This window comes from Thermovenabulum sp. (genome assembly GCF_049701175.1).
Taxonomy (GTDB): Bacteria; Bacillota; Thermosediminibacteria; order Thermosediminibacterales; family Thermosediminibacteraceae; genus Thermovenabulum.
Window position 1 is genome coordinate 56,803 of record NZ_JBNATW010000005.1, and the last position, 11,828, is coordinate 68,630.

General features: G+C 37.5%; 12 protein-coding genes. All 12 read right to left on the minus strand.

The window, feature by feature from the left end:
* Nucleotide 1 precedes the first annotated feature (1 nt).
* The 12 genes from rsxC to ACPLVF_RS02855 all read right to left on the minus strand — a co-directional run bounded on the left by rsxC (nt 2) and on the right by ACPLVF_RS02855 (nt 11,792).
* Nucleotides 2-1,318: an electron transport complex subunit RsxC gene (gene rsxC, locus ACPLVF_RS02800; RefSeq protein ID WP_424906308.1), complete on the minus strand. Its 1,317-nt coding sequence runs from the start codon at nt 1,316-1,318 to the stop codon at nt 2-4.
* 240 nt (nt 1,319-1,558) lie between these two features.
* Entirely contained in the window at nt 1,559-3,307 is a 1,749-nt protein-coding gene (locus ACPLVF_RS02805; protein WP_424906309.1) for an NADH-dependent [FeFe] hydrogenase, group A6, read from the minus strand.
* 22 nt (nt 3,308-3,329) lie between these two features.
* The gene (gene nuoF, locus ACPLVF_RS02810) at nt 3,330-5,123 is read right to left on the minus strand and encodes an NADH-quinone oxidoreductase subunit NuoF (protein ID WP_424906310.1); all 1,794 of its coding nucleotides are present in this window, start codon (nt 5,121-5,123) and stop codon (nt 3,330-3,332) included.
* Between the two features lie 29 nt (nt 5,124-5,152).
* A complete protein-coding gene (locus ACPLVF_RS02815) occupies nt 5,153-5,518 on the minus strand; it encodes a (2Fe-2S) ferredoxin domain-containing protein (RefSeq protein ID WP_424906350.1) in 366 nt (121 codons plus the stop codon).
* A 12-nt stretch (nt 5,519-5,530) separates the two neighbouring features.
* Complete coding sequence (locus tag ACPLVF_RS02820; protein WP_424906311.1) at nt 5,531-6,076, minus strand: ATP-binding protein; 546 nt, start codon at nt 6,074-6,076, stop codon at nt 5,531-5,533.
* A gap of 3 nt (nt 6,077-6,079) precedes the next feature.
* The gene (gene nuoE / locus ACPLVF_RS02825) at nt 6,080-6,565 is read right to left on the minus strand and encodes an NADH-quinone oxidoreductase subunit NuoE (protein ID WP_424906312.1); all 486 of its coding nucleotides are present in this window, start codon (nt 6,563-6,565) and stop codon (nt 6,080-6,082) included.
* 119 nt (nt 6,566-6,684) lie between these two features.
* Complete coding sequence (locus ACPLVF_RS02830; protein ID WP_424906313.1) at nt 6,685-7,431, minus strand: PHP domain-containing protein; 747 nt, start codon at nt 7,429-7,431, stop codon at nt 6,685-6,687.
* Nucleotides 7,425-7,775 carry a DRTGG domain-containing protein gene (locus ACPLVF_RS02835; protein WP_424906314.1) on the minus strand — a complete coding sequence of 117 codons (351 nt, stop codon included), beginning with the start codon at nt 7,773-7,775 and terminating at the stop codon, nt 7,425-7,427. Before ACPLVF_RS02835 ends, ACPLVF_RS02830 begins: the two co-directional genes overlap by 7 nt.
* Nucleotides 7,772-9,115 carry a [Fe-Fe] hydrogenase large subunit C-terminal domain-containing protein gene (locus tag ACPLVF_RS02840; RefSeq protein WP_424906315.1) on the minus strand — a complete coding sequence of 448 codons (1,344 nt, stop codon included), beginning with the start codon at nt 9,113-9,115 and terminating at the stop codon, nt 7,772-7,774. Before ACPLVF_RS02840 ends, ACPLVF_RS02835 begins: the two co-directional genes overlap by 4 nt.
* A gap of 106 nt (nt 9,116-9,221) precedes the next feature.
* Nucleotides 9,222-10,025 (minus strand): ATP-binding protein, encoded by an 804-nt coding sequence (locus ACPLVF_RS02845; RefSeq protein WP_424906316.1) that lies wholly within the window; start codon nt 10,023-10,025, stop codon nt 9,222-9,224.
* Nucleotides 10,022-10,654 carry a redox-sensing transcriptional repressor Rex gene (locus tag ACPLVF_RS02850; protein ID WP_424906317.1) on the minus strand — a complete coding sequence of 211 codons (633 nt, stop codon included), beginning with the start codon at nt 10,652-10,654 and terminating at the stop codon, nt 10,022-10,024. Before ACPLVF_RS02850 ends, ACPLVF_RS02845 begins: the two co-directional genes overlap by 4 nt.
* A gap of 139 nt (nt 10,655-10,793) precedes the next feature.
* Nucleotides 10,794-11,792: an FAD:protein FMN transferase gene (locus tag ACPLVF_RS02855; protein ID WP_424906318.1), complete on the minus strand. Its 999-nt coding sequence runs from the start codon at nt 11,790-11,792 to the stop codon at nt 10,794-10,796.
* Nucleotides 11,793-11,828: the final 36 nt, after the last annotated feature.

Consider the following 11,828-nt stretch of genomic DNA (forward strand, 5'->3'; position numbering starts at 1 on the left):
TCTATTTCTTTTTCGATGCAATAATGTTATTTTTTGCAAGTCTAATCCACTGAGTAAGAGGAATATGTGCTGGGCAAACGTAAGCACAGCATCCGCATTCTATGCAATCCATAGCGTGATACTGCTCTGCTTCAATCCATTTCCCTTTTTCTGCAAATTTTGCAAGGGTTGTAGGCAAAAGATGAATCGGGCATGCATCAACACATCTTGCACATCTTATGCAATTTGAAGGCTCCTCAAGATTCACATCTTTCTTTTGAAGGACAAGTATACCTGAAGTCCCTTTAATCACCGGGACATCCAGTAAACCTTGAGCAAGGCCCATCATAGGCCCTCCCATTATCACTTTACCTATTTCGCCTTTGAAACCTCCGCATTGCTCAATAACTTCACTAAAAGGAGTACCAATTCTTATCAATAGATTTTTGGGTTCATTTACTCCAGTACCAGTTACCGTAGTAATCCTTTCAATAAGAGGCATACCTGTTTTCAAAGCTCTTGCAATTGCTGCACAGGTCCCAGCATTATCTACTATTACATGCACATCCATTGGGAGTCCTCCAGAAGGAACCTCTCTACCGGTAATTGCATTTATTAGCTGTTTTTCGCCACCCTGCGGATATTTTGTATCAAGTTCAACCACTTCAATGCCTTCGAATCCTTTGGCAGCTTTTTTTATTGCCTCAATTGCATCGGGTTTATTGTTTTCAATACCAATATAACCTTTCTTAACTCCTGTAGCCTTCATTATAGCACGAAGGCCAAACACCACATCTTCAGGGTGCTCAACCATTAAACGGTGGTCAGCTGTCAAATACGGTTCACATTCTGCACCGTTTACAATAATGGTATCTATGGTCTTTCCGGGTGGTGGAGATAGCTTAACCTGAGTAGGGAAGCCCGCCCCTCCCATTCCTACTATACCTGCTTCTCTAATTATTGATTTTATTTCATCGGGTGTAAGTTCTTCTAAAGGTTTTGGTGGGTTAATGCCTTCGTAAATTTCGTCTTTCCCATCTGATTCAATTACAACTGACATTACAAGTGCTCCGGAGGGATGAGGCCTTGGTTCAACTGCAACAACTTTCCCAGAAATGCTTGAATGAACGGGCGCAGATACCGGTGCTTTTGCTTCACCAATTTTTTGGCCAACCTTTACCGTATCCCCCACTTTTACAATGGGTTCGCATGGAGCACCAACGTGCTGGCTCATAGGAATGATAACTTTTGAAGGAAGTTTTGCTTTTTCTACCGGTTTTTTATTGGTATATTCTTTATTATATTTAGGATGAATTCCACCCTTGAAGGTTTTAAGCATAATCACCTCTCCTCTCATGGTTTCAAAAACCTTTTATATATTCGACATTATTTTTTTAAACCCTTTTAATTGAAAAAAAATATTTTTTCACAAGTATCTTGTATACAAAAAAAACAAATACCAAAAAGATTATACAACAAATCATTATAAATTTCTATTAAATTTTTCGTTTTATCAATGTATAATATTAACAAAAAACCCCGCCTTTTATAGGCGGGGTTTTTGCTTAACCCTTATTATTTATGCCTCGGGGTACATAGGTCTCCTTGTATAATGAGTATGCAAAAGCTCATGGGATTTCTCGCTTAAAGGTTTCCCGAGGAATTCCTTATAAAGCTGCTTAACTGCCGGATTTTCATGAGATTTTCTTAAAGGCATTTTTCTATCCACTTCATATATTGCATTTCCTCTTACTTCTCTATAATCCAATTCCATTCTCTCCTCGGCGCTCAAAATTGGCTGACCGCCTCCTCCTACACATCCTCCTGGGCAGCACATTATTTCTATGAAATGATAATTTGCTTCACCATTTTTTACCCTATCAAGGACCTTTCTTGCATTAGAAAGCCCATGAGCTACAGCTACGTTTACTTTTATACCATCTATATCAATTGTCGCCTCTTTTATACCTTCGACACCTCTAACCTCCGTAAATTCTATCCTTTCAAGCTCTTTACCCGTAACTATTTCGTATACCGTTCTCAAGGCTGCTTCCATTACACCACCGGTTGCACCGAAAATTGCACCCGCACCTGTAGATATCCCAAGAGGCTCATCGAATTCTTCATCGGGCATCAAAGCAAGGTCGATACCAGCTTCTTTCAGCATCCTTGAAATTTCCCTTGTTGTTAGAACCACATCCACATCCTGATATCCACTTGATCTCATTTCAGGCCTTTGTGCTTCATATTTTTTGGCTGTACAAGGCATTATCGATACAACAAATATCTTTGAAGGGTCTATACCAGCTTTCTCAGCATAATAAGTTTTTGCTATTGCTCCAAACATCTGCTGAGGAGATTTGCATGTAGAAAGATTATCCAAAAGTTCAGGGTAGTAGTGTTCGCAGAATTTTATCCAACCGGGACTGCAGGAAGTAATTAAAGGCAGTTTTCCGCCGTGATTTAATCTTTCTAAAAACTCACTTCCTTCTTCCATTATTGTTAGGTCAGCAGCAAAGTCTGTATCAAATACACGATCAAAACCGAGTCTTCTTAATGCTGCTGGGATTTTCTTTGTTACAATAGCGCCCCTGCCGAGTCCAAATTCTTCCCCCAAAGAAACCCTAACTGCCGGTGCTATCTGCACAATTACGTGTTTTTCTGGATCCGCAATAGCCTGCCATACTTTATCAGTATCATCTTTTTCTTTCAGTGCACCTACAGGGCAAGCTAATATACACTGCCCGCAGTTTACACACGCCACTTCCGCAAGGCTTTTGTCAAATACCGGGGCAACCATGGTGTTAAAACCCCTATAATTTGGAGATATTACCCCTACTCCCTGAACCTTATGACATACACTGACACAGCGCCTGCATAGAATACACTTTGAAGTATCTCTTACTATCGATGGTGAAAAATCATCGTATTTCGATTTATGCTTCTCTCCCTGATATCTAATAGACTTTATCCCTAATTCTTCAGCAAGTTTTTGTAATTCACAATTCAAATTCCTAACACAAGTGGGACATTCCAAATTATGATCTGATAACAAAAGTTCAAGGGTTGTTTTTCTGGACTCCCTCACTCGTGGAGTATTAGTAAAAACCTCCATGCCTTCAGAAGCAGGATATACACAGGAAGCCTGTAGATTTCTTGCACCTTTAACCTCAACAACACACATCCTGCAGGCACCAATCTCGTTTATACCTTTTAGATAGCAGAGTGTAGGAATTTTAATGCCTAATTTTCTCGCTGCTTCTAAAACTGTAGTTCCCTTAGGTACCTGCACTTTCTGGCCATCTATAGTTAATGTAACCATTTCCATATTAAAGTTCTCTCCCTTCACCTTATTTTTTCACAATAGCCCCGAACGGGCATCTATCAAAGCAGCTGTTGCATTTAATGCATTTTTCCTTATCTATTACATGAGGCTGTCTTCTTTCTCCAGAGATAGCACCAACAGGACATACTTTTACGCAAAGGCCGCAACCCTTGCATTTTTCAGGATCTACTTCATATTTTATTAATGCCTTGCAGGCACCAGCTGGGCATCTTTTCTCCTTTATATGAGCCTCATATTCATCCCTGAAATATCTTATTGTAGAAAGTACCGGGTTTGGTGCCGTCTGTCCCAATCCGCAAAGTGCAGAATCTTTTATGCTCTTAGCCAAGTTTTCTAAAAGTTCAATGTCTCCCTCTTTGCCTTCTCCGTTTGTAATCCTCTCTAATATTTCAAGCATTCGTTTTGTCCCTATACGGCAGGGCGGGCATTTTCCGCAGGACTCATCCTGAGTAAAGGTTAAGAAGAACTTAGCAATATCTACCATGCAGTTATCCTCATCCATTACAATCATACCGCCGGAACCCATCATAGACCCTGCTTGAGTCAGTGTGTCGTATTCTATGGGCATATCAAGAAGCGATGCGGGTATACATCCGCCTGAAGGTCCCCCGGTTTGAACAGCTTTGAATTTTTTTCCGTTTGGTATTCCGCCGCCAATTTCAAAAATTACTTCCCTTAAAGTTGTCCCCATAGGGATTTCCACAAGACCGGTGTTGTTTATTTTCCCACCTATAGCAAATACTTTAGTACCTTTGCTCCTCTCAGTCCCAATGCTTGCAAACCAGTCTGCACCATTTAAAATAATGGGTGGAATATTGGCATAGGTTTCTACATTGTTTATAAGTGTGGGTTTTCCCCATAAGCCCTGTAAAGCAGGGAACGGCGGTCTCGGCCTCGGTTCACCCCTTCTACCCTCAATGGAAGCAAGCAAAGCGGTTTCCTCTCCGCAAACGAACGCGCCAGAACCAAGCCTTAAAAATATATCAAAATTAAAACCAGTTCCTAAAATGTTTTTGCCTAAAAGACCCCTTTCACGGGCTTGATTAATTGCAATCTCAAGTCTTTTTACCGCAATCGGGTATTCTGCCCTTACGTAAATGTAACCCTCTTGAGCTCCAATTGCATAGCCAGCAATAGCCATAGCTTCTAATACCGAATGGGGGTCGCCTTCCAATATGCTCCTGTCCATAAATGCACCAGGGTCTCCCTCATCCGCATTGCAAACAACGTATTTTACATCTCCAGGAGCATCCTTAGCAAACTGCCACTTCTTTCCTGTAGGAAAACCTCCGCCACCTCTTCCCCTTAAGCCAGACTTTGTAACCTCATCTATAACCTCCTGAGGAGTCATCTTTGTCAAAACCTTAGCCAGTGCCATATATCCATCATTTGCTATATACTCTTCAATTACCTCGGGGTTTATTATACCGCAGTTTCTAAGTGCAATCCTTTTTTGATGCTTGTAAAAGTTTATATCGGTTAAAGCGCGCATCTTCTCTTCAGTAGCATGTTCTTTATAAAGCAATCTTTCCACTATTCTACCTTTTATTAAGTGTTCCTCAACTATCTCCGGTATATCTTCGGGTTTTACCCTGCAATAATAGCTGCCTTCCGGATAAATCAATACATTAGGCCCAAGTTCACAAAGACCTAAACAGCCTGTCTGAACCACCTTTACTTCTTTACCTAAACCTCTTTTTTCAATCTCCTTTTGAAAAGCCTCTATTACAGACTCGCTACCCGATGCTGTACAACCGGTTCCTTTGCAAACAAGCACATGCGCTCTATAAATCTCCATTTTTAATCCTCCTCACAATAAAAGACTATTTAAATATTTGGTATAACCCATTCTTCAATTATTTGATTATTGACAATATGTTTAGCAACAATCTGGCGCGCTTTGTCCGGATCTAGGTTAACATAAGTTACTTTGGGCTGGCCCGGTTTAATTACATCTATCAAGGGCTCAAATTTGCAAAGCCCTATGCACCCTGTCTCGGTAACTATTACATCAGTGAGATTCCTCTTTTTGATTTCATCCAATATTGCAAGCAGAACCTGTCTTGCACCGGCAGAAATTCCGCAGGTACCCATACCTACAACAATACGAGTTTTGTTTTCATTGTCTTTCCTTAAGTTTATAAGGTCTTTTGCCTGTTCACGTATTTTTTCTAATTCCTCAATGGATTTTATAACTCCCATTCATCACACCTCCAATATACTTTTAAGGTTACTTTCCACATAATCTTTTATAAATCCAAGCACTAAGGGGTTATTTATGGGAACATCCTTCAATCTCTCTTTTATTTCCTTTGTATCAAATACAAAAGATCTATCGTCTACTAAATGCTTATAAATGAAATCTACATTCGGATACAATGCACATAATGTCACCAAAGTTTCCGCCATGTTCCCTAAGGGCTGAAGGTCTATATGATTTTTTATAAAAGTTGCTTCTACTTTTGTACCTAATCCTATTTTTGAAGTTATCTTTAAGTCTCCTCCTGCCATTTTAGCTGCTTGAGCAAAAAGGGGTAGTCCCAGTCCTACCTTTCTTGTGGTCCTTGTTGTGAAAAAAGGGTCTAACACTTTTTCTAACATCTTTTCATCCATACCCTTGCCATTATCGACTATAGTAATTGTCATTAAATTTTGCTTATTATCTTCTACTATTTGTATTTCTACCTCAGTTGCTCCTGCATTTATGGAATTTTCCACAATATCCAAAATATGAAGAGACAGCTCTTTCATGGCCTACTCATATTTTTTCAGGATTTCGGGTACCTTATCGGGTGTAAGCCTTCCGTATACATCCTCATTTATTATTACCGTTGGGGCAAGTCCGCAGGCACCTACGCAGCGGCACGCATCGAGAGAAAATTTGATATCATCGGTAGTATCACCGACTTTTATCCCGAGTTCCTGTTCAAACCTTTCTAAAACCTTATTTGCACCCTTTACATAGCAGGCGGTACCGAGACATACCCTAATTTGATATTTGCCCCTGGGCTTAATATTGAAAAAGGAATAAAACGTAATTGTACTGTATACCTCACTTAATGTTACATTTAGGCTTTCTGCAACCTTTTTTTGAACATCAAGGGGTAGGTATCCCATTATTCCCTGAGCTTCCTGCAATGCCTGCAAAAGCGCCCCCCTTTGCCCCTTATATTTTTCAAGCATTTCATCGATCTTTTTTAATTTTTCTTCATAATCAGCGGTTTTGATATTGGTTTCCACGAAAATCACTCCTTTAACTTCATAAATTAAATTTAAAATTTAAAAATAAGTCCTTTTGACCTACCAGATCGTTAATTTTTTGTTAAAGTATTTTCTTTCACAATATGCTTTTTAAAAAATTAACCTCTTATTGCAACCCTCCCTCCCTCTTGTTCCTTTATACACTTAAAAAATTCACCAATATTTAAATCCTCCATTAAGAAAAAGGTTTTTGGAGGCAATGCCATATCTATCAAATTATGAGCATCAGAAGAACAGATTATAGCCTTATTTTCTTTAATCAATGTTTCAAAAATAGCTTTATCCATTAAGGCATTTTTTGAAATTTCTATTGCATCGGGGATTATATCTGGGGGAATAAAACCAAGGTTAGAAATTACACTATAATTCATCCTATCAATATGTGCAGGAATAAATATTCCTTCTAATTCCTTTACCTTGCTGTAAACTTCGTTTATGGAATATTTGACTGAAGTCAATAATAATTTTTCTTCAATCCCTATGATATCGCCCTTTTCATCAATAATATGCTGATTACCAAATATTTCAGGCACATTTTTTTTATATAAAAGCCCTTCGTTGATGAATTTATCAAACTTCTCCATTTGGCATAAATCTCTAAAATAACACAATACATGTACTTCCTCTACGGTTTGCACTTCCATACCAGGTATAACAAGTATCTCGCTTCCCGCAGCCTTCATAAAAGCCTCTACATTTTTTGAGCTGTTGTGGTCGCATATAGCTATAATCTTCAACCCAACTAACTTTGCCATGTTTATTATATTAGGAGGAATCATTTCAGAAGAAGCACATGGAGATAAACAGCTGTGGATATGAAGGTCTGCTGGAAATTCTTTTAGCATGGAATTTTACTCCCATTTAATAGATTATACAGTATACCACATAATTCGAATGTAGATTTTTCCGATGATAAGATCGGAATATTTTCCTCCTCTGCTTTTTTTAGGGTATTTTCTTCTACCTCTACGCCTTCAGCTACTATAATAGCACAAAGTCCAAGAAGAGAAGCTACTGCAACAATATTTTGATGGCTTTGAATGGTTATCCATACCTGATTTTCTTTTGCATGTGCCATTACCCAGCTTAGAAGATCTCCTGCATAACCACCTTCAACCTTTTTTTCTAAATTCACACCTTGGGTTAAAATCTTCAAATTAAGCTTTTCTATTAGTTCAGTCAATTTCAAGGTTTTTCACCTCCTCCCTCCGCTTCCATGGTGGGAGGTAGTTTTTGAGATAGATCCAATACCTCTTTTGCCAGTTGTCTTACCCTATCCCTCAATTTAAAAACACAATCGGTCTCATTAGCCCTTCCCAAAACTATATCCTCTGCAAGAGCACGACAGTTAGGACTACCGCAACTTCCACAATCAAGCCCTGGAAGCCCTTTAAGGGTTTTTTCTAAAAGTTCCATTTTTTCTATAGCTTTTGCAATATTACCATCTAACCTATATGTGTGTTCGGGGGTAATAATTCCTTCCATTTTATAATAGCCATCTTCAATATATTTTTTTATTTCACCTTCGTCTAAATTAGATTTATAGCCCAATTTTTCCGATAATTTTCTCAACTTAACCCTTGCTACAAATCTGTTTTCAACCATTAAGGCTCCGCCAATACATCCTCCATTGCAGGCTTGAAGTTCTATATAATCTATGTCGGAAAGTTTATCCATTTCAATTTCTTCTAAAACCTCTATGCAATTGTGAATTCCATCTACAGAGAGATTGTTGCCCCAACCTATTGCTAAATTTTCTCCCCCTGATCTGCCCCAACCTACGCCAAGTCCACCGGCTCTTTTAAAAATTGTCTTAAAACTACCCTTCCCAAGATTCTTTAATATCTCCCCGTAGATAACATTCACCGGAATAACAGCATCTACATAGGATTTTGAAGTTCCTATAGGTTGTTTAACAGCCGTAACTTTTGCAGGACAAGGACTAATAAAAAAGGCACCAATGTCTTCCAATGAAATTCCTAATTCTGAAGAGGCTATTTCTTTTGCCCTTTTTGCTGCAATTTCCATTGGTGATTTTATGGGAATTATGTTTTCAATCAGAGAAGGAAATCTTACTCGGATTAGCCTTACTACTGCAGGACAGGAAGAAGAAATAAGTGGTCTTATAGAACTTTTTTTTATATATTCTCGAATCGCAACAGAAACTTCTTCAGCAGCTAAAGCCACTTCGTATACCTCGTCAAACCCTACTTCGTGAAGAGCATTTATGATTTGTTCCTTTGAAACATTTTCTTTAAATTGAGCAAATAAGCTTGGTGCAGGAAGTGCAATAGTAAACTTAAATTCCTTTAGCTTTTCGAAGCTATCGTAAACCGCATACTTTGCTTGATTTGGGCATATTCTTATACATTCTCCACAGTCAATGCATTTATCCTGCAAAATCTGGGCTTTCCCATTGCGCACCCTTATTGCCTCTGTAGGACATCCTTTTATGCAGTTTGTGCATCCTTTACATTTTGATAAATCAAGAGTAACAGAATGGTAGTATCCCGCCAAAAAATTCACCATCTTTCTTTCAAAAGCCTCTTTAAAATAAGCGTACTTAATATGTATATTTTCTAAAAAAGCATGTTAAGAAAATCCAAAGATATTAATTTACTTAAGTTTAAATCAATCACAAATAAATTATCATTCTCACTTTTGTTCCTTTTCCAACATCCGACGTTATTTCAAACTTATCCGAAAATTTCTTCATGTTTGGCAGCCCCATCCCTGCCCCAAACCCCATTTCCCTAATGTGTTCGGGAGCAGTTGAATATCCTTCCTGCATAGCAAGCTCTATATCAGGTATGCCTGGACCTTCATCTTCCGCAATAATTTCTATATACTTAGGAGTTAAATTAAACCTCATTTTACCTTTATACGCATGGATAACTATATTCATTTCAGCTTCATAAGCAGCAATAGCAACTCTTCTTAATACTGTAGGATCTATGCCGATTTGCCTAAAAATTTTCTTGGCCTGCTCGGTTGCCCTCCCAGCTGCATTAAAATCTCCGCCGATCACTTCATAAGAAAGTTCCATAGCCCGAGCAAGATCTTTTTCTTGTTCATCTTTTTCTGTTTCAAATCTATTTTTAAAATCGCCTTTTAATCCTGCCTCAAAAAGCAATCCGCAGCTTTCGTACAATGGATACAATGTGCGCAAAAGAACAAGACCATAATCCTTTGCTAATTCAATAACATCTCGCCCAGGCATTTTCCCTCTCACAAAAATAATTGCTTTAAAATCCGACATATAAGCAGTTTTTACAATCTGATTGTGGGTAAGCCCCGTTAATAAAACCGCATTCTTTTTATTGTCCGAAAGTATATCGCTTATTAGCTCTGCACCTGATGCATTTTCTATTTCAAAATCCAAATTTTCGCCTAATAAAATTTCAGCGTTTAAAATTTTTTTAATCTCATATAATTTCATCTATTTTCACCTAAATAATAGGTAAGATACTCTAATTGGGATGCAAGATCCACTCTACGCAAAACAACGTTTTCAGGCACTGTTACATTTACAGGAGCAAAATTTATTATCCCTCTAATTCCCGCTTCTACCATCTGATTTATAACTTCTTGAGCAGCTTGCGCCGGAACTGCAACAATGCCAAGTTCTATATTCAGTTCTCTTGCTTTTGTTTTTAAATCGTTTATATGAAAAATTTCCACATTATTTAATTTTTTACCCACCTTTTCTGGGTCATTATCAAAAATACATACTATTTCAAACCCTCTTTCCAAAAACCCTTTGTATTGGGAAAGAGCAGTCCCTAAATGTCCTGCACCAAATATTGCTACCTTCCACTTTTTATCAAGCCCAAGTATCTTCATTATATAATTGTACAATTCGCGAGGATTATATCCTACGCCCCTTGTGCCAAATTCTCCAAAATATGCAAGGTCTTTCCTCACCTGAGTAGGAGTAACACCCGTAGCTTCAGCGATGTGTTGTGATGATACCGTAGATATTCCTTTTTCATCCGCCTCTTTTAAAAACCTTGAATAAGCAGTAAGCCTTCCTATTGTGGCATCGGGAATCTTAAACTTTTTAAACAAAAATATCACTCCTTGTTTTTAATTTTATCACAGTAACCGTCTTTTTACAATACGAAAAGCGAAAATTGTCACAATGTTTTAGTTATTGTTAAATTTTTAACAATAACTTTGTCCAAAAATTAATTTAAATTTTTAAATCTTATCTTAAATTATCCATTTTAAATTCTTCATTGGTAATATTAAAATTATAATAATTTTTTATTCCAGATGTTACATAAACCTTCTTATCCTGAGTAACAAAAATTGCATCATAACCCTTTAAACTTTCTATAAGTTTCATCCCTTCTTGTAAACCCAAAACAAAAACCGTAGTAGAGAGGGCATCACAGTCAATGGAACTATCACCTATAATTGTAACACTAACCAATCCATTTTCTACAGGATAACCGGTTTTAACATCCAAAATATGATGATACCTTTTCCCATTTTTTATGAAAAATCTTTCGTAGGTACCTGATGTTACCAGAGTTTTATCTTTTACTTCTATAGCTGCAAAGGTTGAGCCTCTTGATTTAAAAGGATCCTGAATTCCTATTCTCCACGGTTTCCCGTTAGGTTTTGAACCCAATACGTAAATATTTCCACCAAGATCAGCAACTGCACTTTTTATTCCATTTTCTTTTAAAATTCTTATAACTTCATCAGCTGCATAGCCCTTTGCAATCGCTCCAAGGTCAATGGACATATTTTCTTTTTTAAGCATAACTTCATTTTTGTCTTCATTTATAATTACATCTTTGTAATTAATGAGAGATATGACATTTTCGATTTCTTTTTTGTCAGGTAGCCTTGCCTTGTCTGTGCCAATTCCCCAAAGTTTTACCAAAGGTCCAATGGTGATATCAAATCTACCCTTTGATAAAGCTGAATAAAATAATCCCTTTTTAATGACATATAAAGTATCTCCACTTACTCTTTGATAACCCCTCCCTGCCAATTTGTTTATTTTGCTGACTTCACTATTTTCATCATTTACATTCATTTTGTTATGAATCTCTGATATCCTGTCAAAAGCGCTGTCAATTGCCTTATCGGCATTTTCTCCATAAGCTGTTATTTGTATTAAAGTATCTAAGAGAAAATTGGTCTTGGTAATAGAATTTTCTTCTCTTTTTGTGCAAGATACCAATAAAAACATTATTAAAAAAATAATAAGTCCAAGTCTCTGCTTTTT